Origin of the sequence: Polynucleobacter sp. AP-Sanab-80-C2, from assembly GCF_035012965.1 — a bacterium.
Lineage (GTDB): Bacteria > Pseudomonadota > Gammaproteobacteria > Burkholderiales > Burkholderiaceae > Polynucleobacter.
The window spans coordinates 48,683-72,583 of sequence record NZ_JAYGQS010000007.1 but is presented as its reverse complement, the minus strand read 5'-3'; the positions used below and the strand labels follow the sequence as shown (position 1 = coordinate 72,583).

Sequence of the window (23,901 nt, the reverse complement as noted above, 5' to 3'; positions counted from 1 at the left end):
ATAAATCATTAACGAAGGTTTTTTTAAGGGGAAAGTGATGTCTCAAAAAGTCGCATACGTAACTGGTGGTATGGGTGGCATTGGTACCGCTATTTGCCAACGTTTGGCAAAAGATGGATTTAAGGTGATTGCAGGCTGTGGCCCAAATTCACCGCGTAAGGACCGTTGGATTGGTGAACAAAAAGCCTTAGGCTATGACTTTATTGCCTCAGAAGGTAACGTTTCAGACTGGGATAGCACGGTTGCCGCCTTTGAAAAGGTCAAAGCAGAGGTTGGTCGGGTTGATGTTTTAGTTAATAACGCAGGTATCACACGCGATAGCGTTTTCCGCAAGATGACTCCTGATGCTTGGAAAGCGGTGATTGATACCAATCTGAATTCCTTGTTTAATGTCACCAAGCAAGTGATTGACGGTATGGTGGATAACAACTGGGGAAGAATTATTAATATTTCCTCTGTGAATGGCCAAAAAGGTCAGTTTGGTCAATGCAACTATTCCACTGCAAAAGCAGGTCTGCATGGCTTCACTATGGCTTTGGCACAAGAAGTAGCTACCAAAGGCGTTACTGTGAATACGGTTTCGCCCGGTTATATCGGCACCGATATGGTTAAGGCTATTCGCGAGGATGTCTTGGAGAAGATTGTTGCTGGGATTCCTGTAAAGCGCTTAGGAACCCCGGATGAGATTGCTTCTATATGCTGCTGGATTGCATCTGAAGATGGTGGCTATGCGACTGGGGCAGACTTCTCCCTCAATGGCGGTATTCACACTGGTTAATGTAGGTAAAAAGTATTTTGTTGTAGCGCAACATGGCTTATTTTCCTTTTGCTTAAACTAGGGATAAACTATGCCGATGTTGCGTTGCAGTAAACCGTAAGGAAAAAAATGGCTACCCGTACCAAAAGAGTTGGTGAAGATCGGCTGATTAAGAAGTATCCCAATCGTCGTCTCTATGACACCCAGACCAGTACTTATGTCACCTTAGCTGACATCAAAGGCCTGGTCATGACTAGTGAAAGTTTTAAGGTCGTTGATGCCAAAACAGATGAAGATCTGACGCGCAATATTCTGTTGCAAATTATTTTGGAAGAAGAGGCTGGTGGTGCACCCGTGTTCTCATCCCAAATGCTTTCCCAAATCATTCGTTTCTATGGAAACTCGATGCAAGGTTTGATGGGCAATTATCTCGAAAAGACCATGCAATCTTTTGTAGATATTCACAACAAGTTAGGTGATCAAACTAAAGGCTTGGGTGCTAGCAGTACTCCTGAGGCCTGGTCACAAATGCTGAACCTCCAAAACCCCCTCATGCAGGGTTTGATGGGGAGCTACATGGAACAGAGTAAAGACTTGTTCGTCAAGATGCAGGAGCAGATGCAAGGCTCTCACAATATGTTCAGTGGCTTTCCATTTACACCACAGCCTAATAAAACCGAAAAAGAATAGTTGTGGCTGGAAAAATTGGTTTTGTATCCTTGGGTTGCCCCAAGGCATTAGTAGATTCTGAGCTGATCCTCACGCAACTAAGTGCAGAGGGTTATGAGACTGCTAAAGATTATTCTGGCGCTGATCTCGTCGTTGTGAACACCTGTGGCTTTATTGATTCCGCTGTGGAGGAGAGCTTGTCTGCCATCGGTGAGGCGCTCGCAGAAAATGGCAAAGTGATTGTTACTGGTTGCTTAGGTGCCAGAAAAAATGCAGATGGTAGCGATCTGATCCAAAGCATTCACCCGAAAGTCCTCGCCGTTACCGGCCCACATGCGACTGCTGAGGTGATGCAGGCAATCCACTTGCATCTGCCTAAACCACATGATCCCTTCACTGATTTAGTTCCGCCGATTGGTGTGAAGCTTACTCCAAAGCATTATGCGTACCTCAAGATTTCTGAAGGCTGCAATCATCGCTGCACGTTCTGCATTATTCCTAGCATGCGCGGAGACTTAGTTTCTCGCCCCATTGGCGAAGTGTTGCAAGAGGCTAAGCGTCTCTTTGAGTCGGGCGTTAAAGAACTGTTGGTCGTATCACAAGACACTAGTGCTTACGGTGTTGACATTCAATATCGCACTGGCTTTTGGGATGGCAAGCCAGTCAAAACCAGAATGTTTGATCTGGTGAATGCCCTAAATCAAATCGCACGCGAACATCAAGCCTGGGTAAGGCTCCATTACGTTTACCCATATCCTCATGTGGATGACATCTTGCCTTTAATGGCGGAGTTCTCAGAGCACGGTTATGGTGTTTTGCCCTATCTCGATATTCCTTTACAGCATGCCCACCCGGATGTCCTTAAGCGTATGAAGCGTCCTGCTAGTGGTGAAAAAAATATAGAGCGCATTCAGTCTTGGCGCCAAGCTTGTCCTGAGTTAGTGATTCGCAGTACTTTTATTGCAGGCTTCCCGGGCGAGACTGAAGAGGAATTTGAGCACTTGCTCAACTTCTTGGATGAAGCCCAAATTGACCGTGCTGGATGTTTTGCTTATTCCCCTGTGGATGGCGCAACTGCCAATCAGTTAGATAACCCAGTGCCCGAGGCTATTCGTGATGAACGCAAAGCCAGATTTATGGCTAAAGCTGAAGAAATTTCTATTCAGCGGCTTACCAAGAAAGTCGGCAAGCGAATCCAAGTCATGATTGATCGGGTAGACGAATCTGGTGGAATTGGCCGCAGCATTGGTGATGCCCCTGAAATCGATGGTTTAGTCAGGGTTTTGCCTCCCAGTAAGCCTTCTAAGCGGTACCGAGCCGGAGAAATCATCCGCGCTACTGTCATTAGCTCCCAAGGGCATGATCTAATAGCCGAAACTTGAAGATTTTTTAAATATATTATTTGTTTAATGAAGTAAGTGGAAATTCAGCCCATTTTTGGGCATAGCTAAGGGGATTGATATGAGTCGTGATGTCGTTGTCTTAAGTGCTGTTCGTTCAGCAATCGGTACCTTCAATGGTTCTTTGAGCAGCTTTGAGCCTTCAGAGCTTGGTGGAATCGTCATGAAAGAAGCAGTAACTCGCTCTGGTGTAGATCCTGCTCTGATTAATTACGTGACTGTTGGCAATACGATTCCAACCGATAGTCGTTACGCTTACGTTGCACGGGTTGCTTCGATTCAGGCAGGTTTGCCTATGGATTCTGTCGCAATGGCGCTGAACCGTTTGTGCAGTTCTGGTTTGCAAGCGATTGTGACCACTGCTCAGCAAATTATGTTGGGTGATTGTGATTACGGTATTGGTGGTGGTGTTGAAGTAATGTCGCGCGGTATGTATGGTTCACCAGCGATGCGCAGTGGCGCTCGTATGGGTGATACCAAAATGCTCGATTTAATGGTGGCTGTTCTAACTGATCCATTTGGTGTTGGCCATATGGGCGTTACAGCAGAAAACCTGGTTGAAAAATGGAAGCTGACCCGTGAAGAGCAAGATGCATTGGCAGTGGAGTCACACCGTCGTGCAGCAAATGCCATTAAAGAAGGCCGCTTTAAATCACAAATCGTTCCAATCACGATCAAAACTCGCAAGGGCGACATCGTGTTTGATACCGATGAGCATTGCAAGCCTGATACCACTATGGAAACACTTGCCAAGATGAAGGCCGTGTTTAAAAAAGAAGGCGGCTCAGTGACTGCTGGCAATGCATCTGGTATTAATGACGGCGCAGCGTTTTTTGTATTGGCTGATGCTGAAACTGCCAAGAAGGCTGGACATAAACCGATCGCACGTTTAGTGTCATACGCAGTAGCTGGCGTTCCAAACCACATTATGGGCGAAGGCCCAATCCCTGCGACCAAACTTGCTCTGGAGCGCGCTGGCCTGAAATTAGATCAAATCGATGTGATCGAGTCTAACGAAGCGTTTGCAGCGCAAGCTTTGGCAGTTACGAAAGGCCTCGGTTTAGATCCTGCTAAGACGAACGTGAATGGTGGAGCGATTGCTTTAGGTCACCCTATTGGTTGCTCTGGTGCAGCGATTGCAACTAAAGCGCTTCATGAATTACAGCGTGTACAAGGCAAATATGCTTTGGTCACCATGTGTATCGGTGGCGGTCAAGGTATTGCGACTATTTTTGAGCGTATGTAAATCGCCTAAGTAATCTTAAGTAATCAGCAGCAAAGCAGCATCCAAGCCGACGTGGTCAAAAGCCGCGTCGGCTTTTTCTTTAACGATCGGTTTAGCTTGATAGGCAACGCTAATACCTGAGCCATTCATCATGATCAGATCGTTTGCACCATCACCCATCGTGATTGCGTTGGCTTTGCTGCAGCCTAAGTTGCGGCAGGCGTCATCTAAATGAGCCGCTTTCGCGGCGCCATCAACAATATCGCCGAGCACCTTGCCAGTGAGCCTGCCATCAATGATCTCGAGCGTATTAGCTTGGGATTGCTTGAATCCTAATTGTTGCCTTAATTTTTCTGTGAAGAAGGTAAAGCCTCCAGAGACGAGCAGGGTATAGAGTCCACGTTGATGGGCGCCTGCAAGAAGCTCAATGGCACCAGGATTTGGGCGTAAGCGTTCAAGATAGACTGATTCCAAAGCATCAGCGTGTACACCCTCTAAAAGCGCTACGCGTCTGCGCAAACTTTCTTTAAAATCTTTAATCTCACCGCGCATTGTGGCTTCAGTAATTTGGGCAACGGCTGATTTTTTGCCCGTAAAGTCTGCAATCTCATCGATGCATTCAATATTGATGAGGGTAGAGTCCATATCCATGGCAAGAACACGAATATCTTGTACCATTAAATTTGATTGCAGAAAGCATAGGTCTGTCCGATGGATATTTGCAATAGACCGTAAAGATTCTCTCTGAGTGATGTCTAGGTGCTGATTGCAATCCCAACGCTCTGAATGATATGCACCATTCGACATTTGTACGCCAAGACTGTGCAAAGTGGCGCCAAACTGCAAAGCCCGATCCTTCAGTTCACAAACGAGCTTTTCAGAAATGGGTTCCCGAGAAAGGGCGACAAGAGTTTGGTGTGGTTGGTGCTTAGGCATAGCTAAATGATAGTACTTAGAACGGCTGACTCGTTTAAGCGGCGCAAAACTTGTCGAATGACATCGAGGCGCTGCTCAAGCTTCTCAAACTCTCGATCTTTTTGGGGCAGCACTTTTAACTTATCTTGGCCATTTAGCTGAATGTGTTTTGATGACTGAATCAACTGAATAATCTTCATTGGATCAATCGGTGGATTTGGAATGAATTGAATTTGGATAGAAGCTGTGCTGGCATCTATTTTCTTAATACCAAAACCAACCATTTCTAAACGCAGGCGGTGGGTTTCATAAAAAGATTTGGCTTGGTCTGGCAAATCGCCAAAGCGATCTACCAACTCTTCACGTAGACCCATCAATTCGGAAAAATCATTACAACCAGCAAAGCGCTTATATAAAGAGAGGCGCTCATGCACGTCAGGGCAATAGTCTTCAGGAAACAGGGCGGGCACACCTAAATTGACATCGGTAGTGGCTTGCAAAGGAGAGAGCAGATCTGGCTCTTTACCACTTCGCAGAGACTTCACCGCGCGGTTGAGCATCTCGGTATACAGCTGAAAGCCAATTTCATGAATTTCGCCCGACTGTTTATCTCCTAAGACTTCCCCAGCACCGCGTATCTCTAAATCGTGCATCGCTAAGTAGAAGCCAGAGCCAAGCTCTTCCATGGCTTGAATAGCATTCAAACGCAATTGAGCTTGTTTACTGAGAGCCTCAGGATCAGGTACCAATAGGTAGGCATATGCTTGATGATGAGAGCGACCAACACGACCACGTAGTTGATGTAACTGCGCTAAGCCAAACTTGTCCGCACGATGCATGATGATGGTGTTGGCTGTAGGTACATCGATACCGGTCTCAATAATGGTGGTACACAGCAGAATATTGGTGCGTTGAGTGACAAACTCACGCATGACAGATTCAAGCTCTCTTTCATGCATTTGCCCGTGAGCCACGCTGATGCTCGCCTCAGGAATCAGCTCCTGCAAAGCGTGTTTACGATTTTCAATCGTTTCTACTTCATTGTGCAAGAAGTAGACCTGACCACCACGCTTAATTTCACGCAGGACAGCTTCACGAATGACGCCATCTCCTTCACGACGAACAAAGGTCTTTATTGCTAAGCGTTTTTGTGGTGCCGTTGCGATAATAGAGAACTCGCGCAGTCCTTCCATTGCCATCCCCAGTGTTCTTGGGATGGGTGTAGCCGTCAAAGTCAGAATATCAACTTCTGCACGTAAGGCTTTGAGTGCATCTTTTTGACGCACTCCAAAGCGATGCTCCTCATCCACGATGACTAAACCCAGATTAGCAAATTGCGTTTCTTTAGAAAGCAATTTATGGGTGCCAATAATGATGTTGGCTTCTCCTTTAGCGATCGCTTCGAGTGCTGCATTAATTTCTTTCGTGGTCTTAAAGCGAGATAGCTCAACAATTTTCACCGGCCAATCAGCAAAGCGATCTTTCCAAGTGGCGACATGTTGTTCGGCCAGTAAGGTGGTTGGAGCCAAAATGGCAACCTGTTTGCCACCCATTACGGCGACAAAGCTTGCGCGTAGAGCAACTTCTGTTTTACCAAAGCCAACGTCACCGCACACTAAGCGATCCATTGGAGTACCGCTAGTCATATCACCTATCACTGCTGCAATGGCGTTGGCCTGATCGGGTGTTTCTTCAAAGCCAAAACTTTCAGCAAATGCTGCATAGTCATGGGCTGAGAATTCAAACGCATGTCCTTTACGGATGGCTCTAGCTGCATAAAGTCCCAAGAGTTCTGCAGCCGTATCGCGAATTTGTTGAGCAGCTTTCCTTTTGGCTTTATCCCACTGACCAGAGCCCAGTTGATGCAAGGGTGCCGAATCGGGGTCAGAGCCCGCGTAACGGGTCACCATCTGTAATTGCTGAACGGGTACATACAGTGTTGCTTGCCCCGCGTATTGCAAGTGCAAGAACTCTTCAAAGATGGGCGCTTCTTTAGGTGGGGCAAGATTAAGTAGAACTAAGCCTTGGTATCTACCGATCCCATGTTCTGCATGTACTACCGGTTCGCCAATCTTGAGCTCAGACAAATCCTTAAAGAGCATATCGGGATCAGCATTTTCTGAACCTTTACTCTTACGTCTTTGTCTTGCTGTTGAGGTAAATAATTCTGCCTCTGTAATAACCAGTACATTTTCTGCTTGCCAAAGAAAGCCATTAAAAAGCGGGGCAGTCACTAAGCCAAACAAAGCGTCACTTTTCATGAAATCAGCGATGTTTTCAAAGCCTTCAGGCTTGATCTGGAAAAGCGGCTTACCATGTTGACCAGTTACAGAATTACTTTCCTCAAGCAATTGCCGAATAGATTCTTTACGTCCCGCACTATCACTACAAATCAGGATGCGGAGCTTCTCTTGGGCAACAAGCTGGCGCAAGCGCGCGATCGGATCAGTATCGCGGCGATGAACAGCAATATCAGGAACAGGTAAAAATTGCTTGGACTCATTCTCCTCATTGTCTAAAACTAAGCGGGCATAGGGCTTAGTGGTAGTGAAGAATTCATCCACATCGAGAAATAATTCTTTTGGCGGAAGGATTGGGCGATCTAAGTCATGTTTGAGAAATTCATAGCGAGAGATGGTGTCTTTCCAAAAACTGCGAATAGATTCTTCTGCATTGCCAATGTTGACTAGCCAAACCGGATCACCCGATCTGGGGAAGTAATCAAATAGACTGGACTGCTCTTCAAAAAATAAAGGTAAGTAGGATTCGATGCCAGCACTGGGTATACCTAGGTTGGCATCCTTGTAGATGGTGCAACGGGTTGGGTCACCTTCAAATACCTCGCGCCAACGGCCTCTAAAGGCAGTGCGTGCTTCATCATTAAAGGGAAACTCGTGACCCGGTAGTAATCGAACCTCTTTTACAGGATACAAGCTGCGTTGTGTATCAGGATCAAAAGAGCGGATCTGCTCAATCTCATCACCAAACAAATCGAGACGATAGGGCAAGCTGGAGCCCATGGGAAATAAGTCGATGAGGCCACCACGAATACTATATTCACCTGGTCGCATAACAGCGCTGACAGGGTCGTAGCCTGCTTGTTGCAATTGCAGTCTTAAGGCTGATTCATTGAGCTTATCGCCTTGTCTGAAGAAAAACGTGTGACCTGATAAAAATTGCGGGGGGCCCAGACGCTGGAGCGCAGTAGTCACTGGAACTAAAACAATGTCACAACTTCCATTGAGTAACTCATAGAGGGTGGCGAGTCGCTCCGAAACTAAATCTTGGTGTGGCGAGAAATGATCGTAGGGGAGGATTTCCCAATCAGGCAATAAGCGGACCTTGAGTTGCGGGGCAAAAGCAGGAATCTCTTCAACCAGTCTTTGGGCTTCTTGAGCCTGGGCACAGAAAATCACCATGACGGAGAAATCGTTGCGGTAGCGCAGGGCGGATTGGGCAAGCAAAGCCGCATCAGCTGATCCTACTAGCCCCGAGAAGGTAAAGCGCTGCCCAGCCCGCGGCGCAGGTATGGGGGGCACTAGATTTAATGCATCAGACATCTGTGCTCATTATAGAATCAGGCATGGTCTTAGGAAATCAATCTACAGTGAAATGCCACGCACTCTTGCCAACCGCAGGGTCTGGTTCTCGACTAGGCGGTGAGCTTCCTAAGCAGTTTCAGCAGTTGGCAGGAAAGCCGATGTTGGCTTATGCCCTCGAAGCTTTCATGCATTCCCCCCAAATCGAGTCTATATGGATCGGTGTTGCCCCTGGTTTTATTGATAACCCCATTCTCAAGACTCTTGCCGATGGCATGAATAGCGGCGAGAACGGTAAGCCCATTCATTTTTTACCAACCGGTGGACCCACTCGCCAAGAAACCGTTCGCAATACCTTGAGCGCATTGTTGAAATCAGGCATCTCTGCTGACGATTGGGTATTAGTTCATGACGCTGCCCGTCCTGGCATTACTCCAGCCTTAATCGATAAGCTCATCGCCTCTGTTGTGAAATCATCATCAGGAGGCTTATTGGCCATCCCATTAGCAGATACTTTGAAGCAAGCCGATCTTGATTCTGTGGTTGCTGGCAATATGCCACATACAGAGAAAACGATTCCTCGCAAACATCTTTGGCAAGCTCAAACGCCACAAATGTTTGGTATAAAAAAATTACACGATGCGCTGCAAGATGCCATTAGACAAGAAGCAGATGTCACTGATGAAGCCAGTGCAATGGAGTTATCAGGCGTTAAACCACTACTCATCGAGGGTGCCACTCGCAATTTCAAAGTGACTCATCCAGCCGATTGGGAATTAATGCAATTGCTTTTGAACTCTAGTCATTCATAAAAATCTAGCTATGACACAAACTACGCCTCACATTCCTCAGTTCCGTATTGGTCAAGGCTATGACGTTCATGCCTTGGTGGCAGATCGCAAGCTTATTCTTGGCGGAGTGCATGTCCCTTACGAGAAGGGCTTGTTAGGGCATTCAGATGCTGATGCGTTATTACATGCGCTGACAGATGCATTGCTAGGTGCTGCAGGCTTGAATGATATTGGTCAGCTGTTTCCTGATACTGACCCACAATTCAAAGATATGGATAGCCGCATATTAATTAGAGCAGCATTACAAAAGATTCAAGCTGCTGGATATCATGTGGGCAATGTGGATGCCACCATCATCTGCCAAAAACCCAAGTTAGCTGAATTCTTACCAGAAATGGTTCGTAATATTGCCCATGATCTTGCCGTTACACCAAGTCATGTCAATCTCAAAGCCAAGACAAATGAATCTCTTGGACATCTTGGTAGAGGCGAGGGTATTGCAGTGCACGCCGTGGCATTACTCTACAAGTCATAATATTTTCTCAATCTCATTGGAGCAGTTCATGGGTCATTCCATTGATCAAGTAGCACTAAAGCAATTATTTATAGATGCACGCACGCATAATGCATGGCAACCAAAATCCGTCAGCGATGAGCAACTAAAGCAAATTTACGAGATCTATAAATTTGCACCCACATCCGTAAACAGCAATCCAGCCCACGTTCTTTTTGTAAAAAGCCCAGCAGAAAAAGAGCGCTTAGTAGCCTGCGTTAATCCAAGTAATGTAGATAAAACCAAAAGTGCACCAGTAACTGCCATCATTGGTATGGATCTGGATTTTTATGAACAGCTACCCAAGCTTTTCCCCCATGTAGATGCGAAAAGTTGGTTTATCGGGAAAGATGACTATATTCAGTCAACGGCTTTCAGAAACTCTAGCTTGCAAGGCGCTTATTTGATCTTGGCTGTTAGAGCCCTAGGCCTAGATTGTGGCGCTATGAGTGGCTTTGATGCTGATAAGGTAAACGCGGAGTTTTTCCCTGGCGGCAGGTTAAAAGCGAACTTTTTGCTCAATATTGGCTATGGAGATGCCTCTAGCTTGATGCCACGTCATCCCCGCCCATCCTTTGATGAGGCCTGCAGGATCCTATAGACCCTCAAGCATTGTAGAATTACGGTCTTTAGAGTGAAGTTTAAGCTCGGCAGTGTTTGCGGATATCGCGAGGATGGCGAAATTGGTAGACGCACCAGGTTTAGGTCCTGACGCCAGAAATGGTGTGGGGGTTCGAGTCCCCCTCCTCGCACCACAAGATTGCTACTTGGCTTGGACTTCACATTTCCAGATCTTCAATTAAGAGACGAGAATGGCTGTGCAGATAGAAAATTTAGGTTCGTTAGACCGCAAAATGACTTTGGAATTCGCTCGTGCTGATTTGACAAAAGCACGCGAAGCTCGTTTGGCTAAAGTTGGTAAGACCATGAAAATGGCCGGCTTCCGTCCAGGTAAGGTGCCTAAGAATATTGTTGAAAAGCAATATGGCATGCAAGTGGATTTCGAACTCCAGTTTGATAAAGCTTCTGAACTCTTTTATGAGCAAAGTCAAAAAGAGGGCGTTAAGCTGGCCGGACAACCTCGTCTAGAACCAAAGAGCGAACTCGATGCTGACACGATTGTGTTTGATGCTTTCTTTGAAGTACTGCCTGAAGTCAAGGTCGGTGATTTCAGTAAAGCGGAAGTAACTAAGTACACCACTGAGATTGGTGACGCAGAAATAGATCGTGCACTTGACGTACTGCGTAAACAACAAGTGCATTACCACTCCCGAGGCGAAGCTGGCCCCCATGGTGATGGTGGTGCTAATACTGCCGCGCAAAACGGTGACCAAGTGATCATCGACTTTGTTGGCAAGATTGATGGCGTTGAGTTTACTGGCGGAAAAGCAGAAGACTTCGAATATGTCTTAGGTGAAGGGCGCATGCTTCCTGAGTTTGAAGCGGCAACCTTAGGATTACAGGTTGGCGAGAGTAAGTCATTTCCATTAAGCTTCCCAGCGGATTACCATGGCAAAGAGGTAGCCGGTAAAACTGCAGAGTTCACCATTACTGTGAAGTCTGTTAACTGGGCACACTTGCCTGTAGTAGATGATGCGTTTGCACTTTCCTTAGGTGTAACCGAAGGTGGCGTTGCGAAAATGCGCGAAGAAGTAAAACAAAATTTAGATCGCGAAGTAAAGCGTCGCATTACTTCCTTATTAAAAAGTGAAGTCATGGAGAAAGTGAATGAATTATGTGAACTCGATGTTCCTAAATCATTAGTTGCGTCTGAACAGGAACGCTTAGTTCAAGGTGCGCGTGAAGACCTCATTCAACGCGGCGTGCCAAACGCTAAGGATGCCCCAATCCCGCCAGAGATTTTTGCTGAGCAGGCACTCAAGCGGGTGCGCCTTGGTTTGATCTTAGGCGACTTGGTAAAGCAAAATAACCTGGCTGCTACGGCCGACCAAATCAAGACTGAAATTGACGAACAGGCAGCAACTTACGAAGATCCTAAAGAAGTAGTTCGTTGGTTCTACAGCAACCCAAGCCGCCTAAAAGACATTGAAAATCTGGTGTTAGAAGACAATGTGATTAAATATTTCACATCTTTAGCTAAAGTGAACGATAAGGCGATTAGCTTTGAAGAGTTAAGCAAGCTAAACTAAGTAGTCATTTATATAATAAAAAGGCCTCAATATGATCCAGAATCAATTTCAATCTGAAGATTTAGAACCGAAAGGATTGGGTTTGGTTCCGATGGTTATCGAGACCTCGGGTCGGGGTGAGCGTGCATACGACATTTATTCACGCCTCCTAAAAGAGCGCGTCGTGTTCTTAGTCGGCGAAGTGAATGATCAAACGGCCAATTTGGTAATAGCGCAGTTACTATTCTTGGAAAGCGAAAATCCAGATAAAGACATTTCTTTATATATCAACTCACCAGGTGGATCGGTATCTGCTGGTTTGGCGATATACGATACGATGCAATTTATCAAACCAAATGTCAGCACCTTGTGCATGGGCATGGCAGCCAGTATGGGTGCATTCTTATTATGTGCCGGCGAGAAAGAGAAACGCTACGCATTGCCAAACTCTCGCGTCATGATCCATCAGCCTTTGGGTGGCGCACGCGGACAGGCTTCAGATATTGAAATTCAAGCACGTGAGATTCTGTATTTACGTGAGCGTCTTAATAAGATCTTGGCTGATCGCACTGGCCAATCAATCGAAACGATTGCAAAAGATACCGATCGTGACAACTTCATGTCTGCTGAACAGGCGCGTGATTACGGTCTGATCGATAAAGTGATTGAAAAGCGCCCTTAAGCGCTAGACCTAACTACACTGATTGAGCGAATACTTTGAGCGATACAACGAGCACCAATTCAACTGATAAAGTTTTGTATTGCTCCTTTTGTGGCAAGAGCCAGCACGAAGTCAAAAAACTGATCGCCGGCCCTTCTGTATTCATCTGTGATGAGTGCATCGATCTTTGCACTGATATTATTCAAGAAGAGATTGCCAAACTTCCTAAAGATGAAGGTGATGGTTCTCTGCCAACCCCACACCAGATTCGTGAAAACCTTGATCAGTATGTGATTGGTCAAGAACACGCTAAGAAGACTTTGGCTGTAGCTGTTTACAACCATTACAAGCGTTTGCAATATCTCCCTAAGCCTAAAAAAGTGAAGTTAGATAAGGACGGCAAACCGGTTGAGGCGCTTGACAAAAAAGAACCCAAGCTTGCTGCTAAAGCAATTGTGGATGGAGTTGAGTTGGCAAAGAGCAATATTTTGCTGATCGGGCCAACTGGCTCCGGCAAAACATTGTTAGCCCAAACATTGGCTCGTATGCTCGATGTACCTTTTGTGATGGCTGATGCAACCACATTAACTGAAGCTGGCTACGTTGGTGAAGACGTAGAAAATATTATTCAAAAACTTTTACAAGCCTGCGATTACAACGTTGAAAAAGCGCAGCGCGGTATTGTGTACATTGATGAGATCGATAAGATTTCTCGTAAGTCAGATAACCCATCGATTACGCGGGATGTATCTGGTGAGGGCGTTCAACAAGCTTTGTTAAAGCTGGTTGAAGGTACGATGGCCTCCGTGCCACCACAAGGTGGACGGAAGCATCCAAACCAAGATTTTCTACAAGTCGATACCACTAATATTTTGTTTATCTGCGGTGGTGCCTTTGACGGTTTAGAAAAAGTGATTCAGCAACGTACCGCTAAAACGGGTATTGGCTTTAATGCTGTCGTTCCTGGCAAAGACGATCGCGGTGTCAGTGATTTGCTGGTTGAAGTTGAACCAGAAGATCTGATTAAATTTGGTTTGATTCCCGAATTGATTGGTCGCTTGCCTGTCGTGGCTACATTGGCTCAGCTTGATGAAGAGGCTTTAATTCAAATTCTTACTGAACCCAAAAATGCTCTGGTAAAGCAATATCAAGCCTTACTGACCATGGAGGGCTCCGAGCTTGAAGTCCGCCTTGAAGCGCTTTCGGCTATTGCTAAGAAGGCTATCGCCCGCAAAACCGGTGCACGTGGCCTGAGATCTATCCTGGAAGGCTCTTTGATGGATGTGATGTACGACTTGCCATCCTTAAAGAATGTTCAAAAGGTCGTGATTGACGAATCGAGCATTGCTGAGGGCGGGAAACCCTTATTAGTCTATAAACAAGATCTCGAACAATCCGATTTAAGCAAAAAAGCCTAAATTTTCAGTGTTTTTGCCATTTATTTGGCCTATTTGCCTCTTTTCTGCGCCTTTTCCCCTTGAATTTCAGTAAGTGCTACCCATATAGGTAGTATGCTATTCAAAATATCGTCTGTATTTAGTGGCTATTAAATCTTATAACACTAGAAGTAGACCCTTGAGAATTGATTACTTTGGAGGAATTGCCTAATGCCTGGCCACTTATTACTACCCTCTGAACCGATTCAACTACCGTTACTGCCTTTGCGGGACGTAGTTGTCTTCCCCCATATGGTGATCCCCCTGTTTGTGGGTCGCCCAAAGTCCATTAAAGCACTAGAGGCCGCGATGGAAACGGGTAAAAACGTCCTTTTAGTAGCGCAAAAGACTGCTGCTAAGGATGAGCCTGTTATTGAGGATCTCTATGAGGTCGGTTGCATTGCCAATATTCTGCAAATGCTTAAATTACCTGATGGCACCGTGAAGGTGCTCGTTGAGGGAGTGCAACGTGCTGAAGTGAGCCAAATTGAAGATAGCCTTGGTTACTTCAATTGCGAAGCTACGCCAACGGCTTTAAATGCCATTGATGCCCATGAAACTGAAGCCTTGCGCCGCGCCATCATGGCTCAGTTTGATCAATACGTAAAACTGAATAAAAAAGTTCCGCAAGAAATTTTGTCATCGCTTGGTGGCATTGATGACCCAAGCCGTCTTGCCGACACGATTTGCGCACATTTACCAGTCAAACTGGAGCAGAAGCAACGCTTACTGGAGATGACTGATGTTGTTCAGCGTCTCGAAAGCCTCTTGGCTGATCTTGAAAGTGAGATCGATATTCTGCAAGTGGAAAAGCGCATTCGTGGACGCGTGAAGCGCCAAATGGAAAAGAGTCAGCGCGAGTACTACTTGAATGAGCAAGTCAAAGCGATTCAGAAAGAATTAGGCGAGGGTGAAGAGGGTGCTGATCTCGAAGAGCTCGAGAAGCGCATTAAAGCGGCTCGTATGCCTAAAGAGGCTTTGAAAAAAGCAGAATCAGAATTGAAGAAGCTCAAGTTGATGTCGCCTATGTCTGCTGAAGCTACCGTGATTCGTAACTTCATTGATACCCTGGTCAATCTTCCTTGGAAGAAAAAAACCAAGATCAATAATGATCTGACTAATGCTGAAAAAGTATTGGATGAAGACCACTATGGTTTAGACAAAGTCAAAGAACGCATTCTGGAATATCTCGCAGTCCAACAACGCGTTGATCGTGTCAAAGCGCCGATTCTTTGTTTAGTTGGCCCTCCTGGTGTTGGTAAAACATCTCTAGGTCAATCGATTGCTCGTGCAACCAATCGAAAGTTCGTGCGTATGGCATTGGGTGGTGTGCGTGATGAGTCTGAGATTCGTGGTCACCGTCGTACCTATATTGGTTCTATGCCGGGCAAGATCTTGACTAGCTTAACCAAGGTAGGCGTGCGCAATCCGTTATTCCTCTTGGATGAAGTAGACAAGATGGGCATGGATTTCCGTGGTGATCCTGCTAGCGCCTTATTGGAAGTTTTGGATCCCGAACAGAATCATACGTTCCAAGATCATTATGTCGAGGTTGATTTTGATCTCTCAGATGTGATGTTCGTTGCCACCTCTAATTCATTAAATATTCCCGGCCCATTGCTTGATCGTTTAGAAATCATTCGTTTGGCTGGCTATACCGAGGATGAAAAGACGAGCATTGCTGTCAATTATTTAATTCCAAAGCAAATCAAGAACAATGGTTTAAAAAAGGATGAATTAAAGATTGAAGAGAGTGCTGTACGCAATATGATTCGCTACTACACCCGTGAAGCTGGTGTGCGTTCCCTTGAAAGAGAAATTAGCAAGATCTGCCGTAAAGTAGTTAAGCTTTTGCTCTTGAAAAAAGAAGCTGCGCCAATTGTTGTCAATGCAGATAATTTAGAGAAGTTCTTATCTGTCCGCATGTATGACTTCGGTTTGGCTGGTAAAGAGAATCAAGTTGGTCAAGTGACTGGTTTGGCATGGACAGAAGTGGGCGGCGATCTTCTGACAATTGAGGCTGCGACAATGCCCGGTAAAGGTGTTATTACTCGTACTGGCTCGATTGGCGATGTCATGAAGGAGTCAGTCGAGGCTGCACGTACTGTGGTTCGCTCTAGAGCAAAACGTCTGGGTATCACAGATGAGGCATTTGAGAAGAAAGATATCCATATTCACTTCCCCGATGGCGCAACTCCTAAAGATGGCCCTTCAGCTGGTATCGCAATCACTACAGCGTTGGTATCCGTATTTACAGGAATTCCCATTCGATCTGATGTGGCCATGACTGGTGAAATTACTTTGCGTGGTGAAGTGCTTCCGATTGGCGGTTTGAAAGAGAAACTATTGGCTGCTCATCGTGGTGGTATTAAGTTGGCCTTGATCCCTGAAGAAAACGTCAAAGATCTGATTGATATTCCAGACAACGTTAAGAATGCGATCGAGATTGTGCCGGTTCGCTGGATTGATAAGGTTCTTGAGCTCGCTTTAGAGCGCATGCCAGAAGCACTGCCTGATCCTACTCCTGAAGAGCTGGCTAAGAAAGTTACTGAGGCAAGTAAAGCCAGTGAAAGTGTCTCTTCCGGAGATATTCTCAAGCACTAAACTAAGTTAGGCAGAAGCCCAGGTATCATCAAAGCCACCCAGCACTTGAGGGCGGTTTTGATGTGTTTCATGCGAAAACCCACGCTTAGGTTACAATCTCACCAGTAATATTTTGGGGCGCTTAGCTCAGTTGGTAGAGCGTCTGCCTTACACGCAGAATGTCGGGAGTTCGAGCCTCTCAGCGCCCACCAAATATTCACCATCTATAGCCTTTTCTCGGCTTTCTGATTTATATCTCCTGTGCCTAGTAAAATCTTACTATCCCTGCTTATTTCTAATCTTTACTAGCGATCTAATTCATGTTTGATACCGTCCGTAAGCATCAAAAATTACTTCAGCTAGTGCTGATGTTGTTCATTGTTCCGTCATTCGTCTTTTTTGGTATTTCGAGCTATTCCAGCTTCATGGACAAAGAGACGGATTTGGTCAAAGTCAACGGCAAACCGATTACTGCGCAAGAAGTCGATAACGCTGCTAAGCGACAGGCTGAACGTGTTGGCGGTAATTTGCAAATTGCCCAAAGCTTGCCATTTAAACAGGCCATCTTGAATGAATTGCTGCAACAACGCATCCTCGGTTTTGCTGTAGTTGATCTTCGTCTGCAAGTTGGTAAAGAGGCTTTGATTAAGAGTCTGCAAGGTATTCCTCAAATTCGTGCCCTCTATCGTCAAGATGGCAGTTTTGATGACGTTCGCTTCATGCAACTACTGGCTAGCAATGGTTTAAATGAAGAGCAGTTTTACGCAAGTCAGGCTTTTGATTTGAAGATTGGGCAATTAGTTAACTCTGTTGCTCGGACTGAGATCGGCACACCGAAACTATCTGAAATTGTTTCTACGCTCTACGAAACAGAGCGTCAAGTTCAAACCTTGTCGTTCACTGCTAAAGACTATTTGAGTAAAGTGAATCCCAGTCAAGATGAACTACAGGCTTTCTATAACGCGAATGCCAAGTTATTTGAAAGCCCTGAGTTTATTGACGTGGAATATATCGTTCTGAAGGCTGATCCCAAAGAAGATGCCAAAGCATTTAGTGAAAAGGCTGACCAATTTGCTAATATGACTTATGACCAATCTGATAGCCTGAAACCTGCTGCTGATAAATTGAAATTATCGATTCAGACGCAAAAGGGATTGACCCGCTCTGGCCTCACTGGTGTTTCTAGAGAACATCCACTAGCAAATGCAAAAGTGGTCCAGTCATTGTTTGGTGATGAGGCATTGAAGAACAAACGCAATACTGAAGCGGTACAAACTACCCCTGGTGTTTTTGTTTCTGCTCGGGTAGTCACATTTCATCCTGCACAAATTTTGCCTTATCAAGATGTTGCCGCTGAAGTGAAGCGTCAGGTTAGTCAGCGTGCTGCAGAAAAATTAGCGGTGGCTGCTGCCGCAGAAAAATTCGGCACTTTACAAAAAGACCCAAAGAATTCCAGTGGCTTTGCCAGCCCATTTTGGGTTTCACGTAATAACCCCGCTAATCTAGTTGGACCGGCATTAGATGAGGTCATGTCTATTCATCCTGATCAATTTCCCAAAGTGGTTTCTGTCAGCGTTCCGGGTGTTGGCGCAACCTTATATCGGGTAGATCAGGCGCGACAGCCTACAGGCGTAGATGCCAAGATTCACAAAGCTCAAGCACAGCAAATCCAGGCTTTAGCATCTCAATCTGAGTTTGCTGGTTTTATGGCTTACTGGCGTAATGCGGCTGTTGTAAAAGTGATCAACCCATTGAAGCCGCCATCAACTGGCGCTGGTAGTTAGTTCTGATCACTAGTTCCGAAAGTAGATCCAGAACGTTGGACTGGTCTTTACTGTGATGGTTGGAGAAGTTTTTGATATGGGGCCATAGCGCCCCATACGTTTTTAAAGAGGATGGCTTGTGCCGCAACATTGGGGTGAATGTTATCCGCTTGAAATAGTTCTTTATTGGCTGCAACGCCATTTAAAAAGAAGGGTAATAATTCAACCCCTTCTTGGGCTGCGAGTGTTGAATAGAGTTCTTTGAATTGTTTGGTGTACTGTTGCCCATAATTGGGCGGTATTTGCATCCCTAATAGTAAAACCTTTGCCCCAGTTTTTTTGCTCAATACAATCATTCTTCGAAGGTTATTTTGTGTTTGCTCAATTGATAGTCCGCGTAATGCGTCGTTTGCGCCGAGCTCTAACAAAACCATTCCTGGTTTTTTAGACTCTAGGAGTGCTGGTAGGCGAGCGAGACCCCCCGAAGTAGTTTCTCCGCTAATGCTGGCATTAAAAATTGTCCAAGGACTAGATTGTTTTTGTAATTGCCCTTCAAGAAGCTTGACCCAGCCTGACCCTTTGGGTAAGCCATATTCAGCTGAAAGGCTATCACCCATGACCAAGATCACAGGATTGGCGTGAATCGCTGTGGCAATGGGGATTAACAGGCAAAATAAGCCTATTGATAGCAATTGCTGTTTTTTGCAGGTCCACCAACTTTGAATCATTTATGAGCATTCCAACAAAAGTATTGAGCGCAAATCATCTCGGAAAACAAGTGTCATCTAGCGATGGCTCATTGACCATTTTGCACGACATTTGTTTTGATATTACACAGGGAGAAAGTGTCGCCATTACTGGAGCCTCAGGATCCGGTAAAAGTACCTTGTTAGGCTTGCTGGCTGGACTGGATCTGCCAAGCTCTGGAAACGTTTACCTGATGGGTCAAGACCTCAATACTCTAGACGAAGATGGACGGGCAAAGCTACGCGCTTCCCATGTGAGCTTTGTATTTCAGTCCTTTCAGTTGTTATCTCATTTAACTGCCTTAGAAAATGTCTTATTACCAGCACAGATGAGCGGTCTCAAGGATGCTAAGGCTGAAGCGGTGGCTTGGCTTGAAAAGGTGGGTTTACAAGAACGTCTCAATCATTTCCCTAAAACCTTATCTGGCGGTGAGCAGCAACGGGTAGCCCTTGCTAGAGCCTTTATTGTCCAGCCTGACATTCTTTTCGCTGATGAGCCGACTGGCAGCCTAGATGAGGCCAGCGGAGAGAGGGTGATTCAGTTACTCTTTGAGCTCAATCAAGCCAGTCAATCTACCCTCATATTGGTCACCCATGATCCCGCCTTGGCCAATCGGTGCCAGCGCCAGCTACACCTTCAAGGTGGTCGCCTAGTGTAGGCAAAACCTTATAATCTAGGGATGTCTTGTTTCCATTTTTTGCCTGGCGCTGATGCGCTTTCCCCGTTTCGTCAACAACGACTTTTAGCCTCATTAGCAGCCCAAGGAATTGAGCTGGAGTCTATTGAAGCCCAGTTTCTTCACTTCATTTGGTCTGAAGCACAACTGAACAGTCAAAATCAAGGAGCCCTTGCAAGTTTATTGACCTATGGCCAACCCTTTATTTCGAAAATCGGTGAAGGCAAATCTTGGTTTGGTTTAGCCAATAGCGGGCCCAGAGGTGAGCACAGCGCAATTGTGATTCCCCGTTTAGGCACGGTTTCTCCTTGGGCAAGTAAGGCAACGGATATTGCACAGCAATGCGGCTTGCCTATATTACGAATCGAACGTGGAGTTCAATTTTCCTGGAAGAGTAAAAAAGGATTAAATCCAAAACAGTTGCAATCTGTTTTGACTGCAGTGCACGATCGCATGACAGAAGCAGTGATTGACGCGGTTGAGGTTGCAAATGATCTTTATCAAACTTTGGATGATCGTCCATTAAGCCGCATTTCAGTTCTGACCGAGGGTCGTTCGGCTCTAGATAAAGCCAATCAAGAATTGGGCTTAGCCTTATCTGATGATGAAGTTGCCTATTTAACAGAGAACTTTGTACGCCTTGAGCGTAATCCTAGCGATGTAGAGCTCATCATGTTTGCGCAAGCCAATAGTGAGCATTGCCGTCATAAGATCTTCAATTCCACTTGGACAATTGATGGTGATGATCAAGAGCGGTCTTTGTTTGCCATGATCCGCAATACACATCAACTCCAACCAGAAGGGACGATTGTTGCCTATTCTGATAATTCAGCAGTCATGGCAGGTTGTGAATCTGAAACTTGGAGTCCTCAAGGTGCTGATCATCGCTACGAAAAAGATACGCGCTTAGTTCATACCTTGATGAAGGTAGAAACTCACAATCATCCAACAGCAATAGCGCCTTTCCCTGGCGCCTCTACTGGTGCTGGCGGGGAGATTCGGGATGAGGGTGCCACAGGTGTAGGCGGGCGTCCTAAGGCAGGATTAACTGGCTTCTCAGTGTCAAACCTCAATATTCCTGGAACTGATCTTCCTTGGGAGAGCGAACAATACGGCAAGCCTGAACGGATTGCCACACCTTTGCAAATTATGATTGATGGCCCACTGGGCGGTGCTGCATTCAATAATGAATTTGGTCGTCCAATTTTGGGTGGCTACTTCCGGGTATTTGAGCAAACCTTAGACGGTACGCGTCGCGGCTATCATAAGCCCATCATGATTGCAGGTGGTATTGGCAGTATTGAAGTCATACATACTGCAAAAAAAGCAATTCAATCTGGACATTTGTTAATTCAATTGGGTGGTCCTGGCATGCGGATTGGGATGGGTGGCGCAACTGGTAGCTCAGTAGCTACTGGCACCAATACAGCAGATTTAGATTTTGATTCAGTACAGCGCGGTAATCCAGAAATGGAGCGACGTGCACAAGAAGTGATTAACGCCTGCCGAGCATTGGGTGAGAAGAACCCGATTGTGTCTATTCATGACGTTGGCGCAGGCGGCCTATCTAATGCCTTTCCTGAGTTGGCTGATGGTGCGGGTTTAGGCGCCACCTTTAAGCTGCGCAGCGTTCCGCTTGAAGAGAGCGGTATGAGCCCTGCTGAGATTTGGTGTAATGAGTCTCAAGAGCGTTATGTACTGGCGATTGAGGCCAAAGACCTCGATTTATTTAAATCTTTTTGCGAGCGTGAACGCTGCCCATTTGCCGTAGTTGGCGAAGCAACTACCGAGCGTCAATTGCAATTAGTCGATTCGAAACATCCGTCAGGTACAGATGCTGCACTACCGATCGACATGCCGATGGAAGTTTTACTGGGTAAGCCTCCCCGTATGCATCGTGATGTGAAACGTATTCACCAAGAATTTACAGAACTTGATGTTACTGATAAAGATCTAGCGCAATGCATTGCTTGGGTGCTACAGCAACCTACAGTTGCAAGTAAATCGTTCTTAATCACTATTGGCGATAGAACTGTTGGTGGTTTAAATGCTCGCGATCAATTTGTAGGTCCATGGCAAGTACCTGTTGCAGACTGTGCTGTCACTTTGATGGACTACAAAGGCTTCCGTGGCGAAGTGATGTCTATGGGTGAAAGAACCCCATTGGCAGTTATTGATGCCTCAGCGGCAGCCCGTATGGCAGTTGGTGAGGCGTTGACTAATTTATTGGCAGCAGATATTCGTCGTCTTGAAGATGTCAAACTATCTGCTAACTGGATGGCTGCTTGCGGTGCTCCAGGCGAAGACGCGAAGTTATATGACTCTGTTAAAGCCGTTGGTATGGAATTGTGTCCCGCCTTGGGTATCTCTATTCCGGTAGGAAAAGATTCATTATCTATGGCAACCGAATGGCGTGATGGTAGCGAGGCCAAGAAAGTGGTCGCCCCTGTTTCTCTCATTATTTCTGCGTTTGCTGCTGTTCAAGACGTTCGCAAAACAGCAACACCATTATTGCAATTAAAAAATCAAGATGGATCAGTATTAGAAACTGAGTTAATTCTGATTGACCTGGGTCGCGGTCAGAATCGTATGGCTGGCAGTATCTTGGCACAAGTACTCAATCAATCTGGTAAGTCAGCGCCCGATCTAGACTATCCAGAAGATCTTAAGTCATTGGCTAAAGCAATAATTGAGTTGCGCAAAGAAAATAAATTGCTTGCCTATCACGATCGTTCTGATGGTGGCTTGCTGGCTTGTGTAGCCGAGATGGCATTTGCATCGCATACGGGTGTTTCTATCAATGTCGATATGATTGCAGTCGATGTAGGCCAAGAGCCAGATTACGGTGATGCAAAAAACTGGTCGCAGCAAGTATCTGGTCGTCGACATGAACAAACCATTCGCGCTCTATTTAATGAAGAGCTCGGCGCTGTTATTCAAATTCGTAGGGAAAATCGCGATGAAGTCTTTGCAATTTTGCGTCAATTAGGTCTGAGTGCTTATAGCCATGTGATTGGCAAACCTAATACCAATGGGCGGATTGAGATTTGGCGCGATGCTAAGAATATCTTTGCAGAACCGCGTGAAGTATTGCAAAAGATGTGGAGCAATACGAGCCATCAAATAGCCCGTTTACGCGATAACCCAGCCTGTGCGGACTCTGAATTTGCGCTCTTAGATAACTTATCTGATCCTGGCATGTCGCCAAAGCTTACGTTTGATGCTGCAGAGGATATTGCCGCGCCATTCATCGCAAAAAATGCGAGACCAAAAGTGGCGATTTTGCGTGAGCAAGGCGTTAACTCCCATGTAGAAATGGCTTATGCCGTCAATTGGGCTGGATTTGATAGTTACGACGTTCATATGTCAGACCTACTCAGTGGTAAGGCGAAGCTGGATGATTTCCGTGGTCTTATCGCGTGCGGGGGATTTAGTTACGGTGATGTTTTAGGTGCCGGTGAAGGTTGGGCAAAAACCATTTTATTTAATCAAAAACTACGAGATCAATTCTCCAGCTTCTTTAATCGCCAAGATAGTTTTGCCTTAGGCGTTTGCAATGGCTGCCAAATGATGAGCAATCTGGCAGGGATTATTCCTGGTGCTGAGGCTTGGCCGAAGTTCACCCGTAACCAGTCTGAGCAATATGAAGCCCGTTTAGTCATGGCAGAAGTGCTCGCATCGCCTTCCATCTTTACTCAAGGCATGGAAGGTAGCCAACTCCCAATTGCAATTGCACACGGCGAAGGATTTGCCAATTTCAGTCAACAGGGAAGCTTAGATCAGATTACCCAGCAGGGCTTAGCAGCATTACGCTTTGTTGATCACCAAGGCAATCCAACCGAGATCTATCCAATGAATCCCAATGGATCACCTGGGGGCTTAACTGGAGTCACTACTGCTGATGGTCGCTTTACAGTGATGATGCCTCATCCCGAGCGGGTATTCAGAGCAGTACAAATGAGTTGGTGCCCACCAGAGTGGTTGGATACGCCAGATGGCGCTAGCCCTTGGTTGCGTTTGTTCCGCAATGCACGTCGCTGGGCTAATTAAACCCCAC

17 protein-coding genes and 2 tRNA genes are annotated in these 23,901 nt (G+C 45.9%); 16 read left to right on the top strand and 3 right to left on the bottom strand.

Annotated elements, in window-relative coordinates:
• Window positions 1–37: 37 nt before the first annotated feature.
• The 4 genes from VC178_RS10730 to VC178_RS10715 all read left to right on the top strand — a co-directional run bounded on the left by VC178_RS10730 (window position 38) and on the right by VC178_RS10715 (window position 4,072).
• Window positions 38–778 carry a 3-ketoacyl-ACP reductase gene (locus VC178_RS10730; protein WP_215297202.1) on the top strand — a complete coding sequence of 247 codons (741 nt, stop codon included), beginning with the start codon at window positions 38–40 and terminating at the stop codon, window positions 776–778.
• Window positions 779–886: 108 nt separating this feature from the next.
• Window positions 887–1,447 carry a polyhydroxyalkanoate synthesis repressor PhaR gene (gene phaR / locus VC178_RS10725; protein WP_323482522.1) on the top strand — a complete coding sequence of 187 codons (561 nt, stop codon included), beginning with the start codon at window positions 887–889 and terminating at the stop codon, window positions 1,445–1,447.
• Window positions 1,448–1,449: 2 nt separating this feature from the next.
• The gene (gene rimO / locus VC178_RS10720) at window positions 1,450–2,808 is read left to right on the top strand and encodes a 30S ribosomal protein S12 methylthiotransferase RimO (RefSeq protein WP_323482521.1); all 1,359 of its coding nucleotides are present in this window, start codon (window positions 1,450–1,452) and stop codon (window positions 2,806–2,808) included.
• Between the two features lie 79 nt (window positions 2,809–2,887).
• On the top strand, window positions 2,888–4,072 hold the full coding sequence (locus VC178_RS10715; protein WP_215297196.1) for an acetyl-CoA C-acyltransferase family protein: 1,185 nt from the start codon (window positions 2,888–2,890) through the stop codon (window positions 4,070–4,072).
• 15 nt (window positions 4,073–4,087) lie between these two features.
• On the opposite strand, the gene serB is transcribed toward VC178_RS10715, so the two are convergent.
• Both serB and mfd read right to left on the bottom strand, forming a co-directional pair.
• Entirely contained in the window at window positions 4,088–4,987 is a 900-nt protein-coding gene (serB, locus tag VC178_RS10710) for a phosphoserine phosphatase SerB (protein ID WP_323482520.1), read from the bottom strand.
• A 2-nt stretch (window positions 4,988–4,989) separates the two neighbouring features.
• Window positions 4,990–8,526: a transcription-repair coupling factor gene (gene mfd, locus VC178_RS10705; protein WP_323482519.1), complete on the bottom strand. Its 3,537-nt coding sequence runs from the start codon at window positions 8,524–8,526 to the stop codon at window positions 4,990–4,992.
• A 23-nt stretch (window positions 8,527–8,549) separates the two neighbouring features.
• Between mfd and ispD the strand changes: the two genes are divergently transcribed.
• From ispD to VC178_RS10655, 10 genes are all read left to right on the top strand, one after another.
• Window positions 8,550–9,317 (top strand): 2-C-methyl-D-erythritol 4-phosphate cytidylyltransferase, encoded by a 768-nt coding sequence (ispD, locus tag VC178_RS10700; protein WP_323482518.1) that lies wholly within the window; start codon window positions 8,550–8,552, stop codon window positions 9,315–9,317.
• 10 nt (window positions 9,318–9,327) lie between these two features.
• Entirely contained in the window at window positions 9,328–9,831 is a 504-nt protein-coding gene (gene ispF, locus VC178_RS10695) for a 2-C-methyl-D-erythritol 2,4-cyclodiphosphate synthase (protein ID WP_215317918.1), read from the top strand.
• Between the two features lie 28 nt (window positions 9,832–9,859).
• Window positions 9,860–10,450 carry a malonic semialdehyde reductase gene (locus VC178_RS10690; RefSeq protein WP_323482517.1) on the top strand — a complete coding sequence of 197 codons (591 nt, stop codon included), beginning with the start codon at window positions 9,860–9,862 and terminating at the stop codon, window positions 10,448–10,450.
• 67 nt (window positions 10,451–10,517) lie between these two features.
• A tRNA-Leu gene (locus tag VC178_RS10685) sits at window positions 10,518–10,604 on the top strand.
• 57 nt (window positions 10,605–10,661) lie between these two features.
• Window positions 10,662–11,999 (top strand): trigger factor, encoded by a 1,338-nt coding sequence (tig, locus tag VC178_RS10680; protein WP_323482516.1) that lies wholly within the window; start codon window positions 10,662–10,664, stop codon window positions 11,997–11,999.
• A 31-nt stretch (window positions 12,000–12,030) separates the two neighbouring features.
• The gene (gene clpP / locus VC178_RS10675; protein WP_215297184.1) at window positions 12,031–12,660 is read left to right on the top strand and encodes an ATP-dependent Clp endopeptidase proteolytic subunit ClpP; all 630 of its coding nucleotides are present in this window, start codon (window positions 12,031–12,033) and stop codon (window positions 12,658–12,660) included.
• Between the two features lie 35 nt (window positions 12,661–12,695).
• Window positions 12,696–14,057: an ATP-dependent Clp protease ATP-binding subunit ClpX gene (gene clpX / locus VC178_RS10670; protein WP_216176389.1), complete on the top strand. Its 1,362-nt coding sequence runs from the start codon at window positions 12,696–12,698 to the stop codon at window positions 14,055–14,057.
• Window positions 14,058–14,246: 189 nt separating this feature from the next.
• Window positions 14,247–16,679, top strand: coding sequence for an endopeptidase La (gene lon, locus VC178_RS10665; protein WP_216123753.1), 2,433 nt, complete (start codon window positions 14,247–14,249; stop codon window positions 16,677–16,679).
• A 115-nt stretch (window positions 16,680–16,794) separates the two neighbouring features.
• Window positions 16,795–16,870 (top strand) — tRNA-Val (locus VC178_RS10660).
• 108 nt (window positions 16,871–16,978) lie between these two features.
• The gene (locus VC178_RS10655) at window positions 16,979–18,442 is read left to right on the top strand and encodes a peptidylprolyl isomerase (RefSeq protein WP_323482515.1); all 1,464 of its coding nucleotides are present in this window, start codon (window positions 16,979–16,981) and stop codon (window positions 18,440–18,442) included.
• Window positions 18,443–18,489: 47 nt separating this feature from the next.
• Here VC178_RS10655 and VC178_RS10650 read toward each other — a convergent pair whose 3' ends face one another.
• Window positions 18,490–19,149 carry an arylesterase gene (locus VC178_RS10650; RefSeq protein WP_323482514.1) on the bottom strand — a complete coding sequence of 220 codons (660 nt, stop codon included), beginning with the start codon at window positions 19,147–19,149 and terminating at the stop codon, window positions 18,490–18,492.
• 2 nt (window positions 19,150–19,151) lie between these two features.
• On the opposite strand from VC178_RS10650, the gene VC178_RS10645 reads away from it, so the two are divergent.
• Both VC178_RS10645 and purL read left to right on the top strand, forming a co-directional pair.
• Entirely contained in the window at window positions 19,152–19,826 is a 675-nt protein-coding gene (locus VC178_RS10645; RefSeq protein WP_323482513.1) for an ABC transporter ATP-binding protein, read from the top strand.
• Between the two features lie 21 nt (window positions 19,827–19,847).
• A complete protein-coding gene (gene purL / locus VC178_RS10640) occupies window positions 19,848–23,894 on the top strand; it encodes a phosphoribosylformylglycinamidine synthase (protein WP_323482512.1) in 4,047 nt (1,348 codons plus the stop codon).
• The last annotated feature ends 7 nt before the right edge of the window (window positions 23,895–23,901 follow it).

Excerpts from the sequence above, each read along its gene's own strand:
- VC178_RS10730 (WP_215297202.1), top strand. The coding sequence starts at position 38 with ATGTCTCAAAAAGTCGCATACGTAACTGGTGGTATGGGTGGCATTGGT.
- phaR (WP_323482522.1), top strand. The coding sequence starts at position 887 with ATGGCTACCCGTACCAAAAGAGTTGGTGAAGATCGGCTGATTAAGAAG.
- VC178_RS10715 (WP_215297196.1), top strand. The coding sequence starts at position 2,888 with ATGAGTCGTGATGTCGTTGTCTTAAGTGCTGTTCGTTCAGCAATCGGT.
- serB (WP_323482520.1), bottom strand. The coding sequence starts at position 4,987 with ATGCCTAAGCACCAACCACACCAAACTCTTGTCGCCCTTTCTCGGGAA.
- mfd (WP_323482519.1), bottom strand. The coding sequence starts at position 8,526 with ATGTCTGATGCATTAAATCTAGTGCCCCCCATACCTGCGCCGCGGGCT.
- ispD (WP_323482518.1), top strand. The coding sequence starts at position 8,550 with ATGGTCTTAGGAAATCAATCTACAGTGAAATGCCACGCACTCTTGCCA.
- ispF (WP_215317918.1), top strand. The coding sequence starts at position 9,328 with ATGACACAAACTACGCCTCACATTCCTCAGTTCCGTATTGGTCAAGGC.
- VC178_RS10690 (WP_323482517.1), top strand. The coding sequence starts at position 9,860 with ATGGGTCATTCCATTGATCAAGTAGCACTAAAGCAATTATTTATAGAT.
- tig (WP_323482516.1), top strand. The coding sequence starts at position 10,662 with ATGGCTGTGCAGATAGAAAATTTAGGTTCGTTAGACCGCAAAATGACT.
- clpP (WP_215297184.1), top strand. The coding sequence starts at position 12,031 with ATGATCCAGAATCAATTTCAATCTGAAGATTTAGAACCGAAAGGATTG.
- lon (WP_216123753.1), top strand. The coding sequence starts at position 14,247 with ATGCCTGGCCACTTATTACTACCCTCTGAACCGATTCAACTACCGTTA.
- VC178_RS10655 (WP_323482515.1), top strand. The coding sequence starts at position 16,979 with ATGTTTGATACCGTCCGTAAGCATCAAAAATTACTTCAGCTAGTGCTG.
- VC178_RS10650 (WP_323482514.1), bottom strand. The coding sequence starts at position 19,149 with ATGATTCAAAGTTGGTGGACCTGCAAAAAACAGCAATTGCTATCAATA.
- VC178_RS10645 (WP_323482513.1), top strand. The coding sequence starts at position 19,152 with ATGAGCATTCCAACAAAAGTATTGAGCGCAAATCATCTCGGAAAACAA.
- purL (WP_323482512.1), top strand. The coding sequence starts at position 19,848 with ATGTCTTGTTTCCATTTTTTGCCTGGCGCTGATGCGCTTTCCCCGTTT.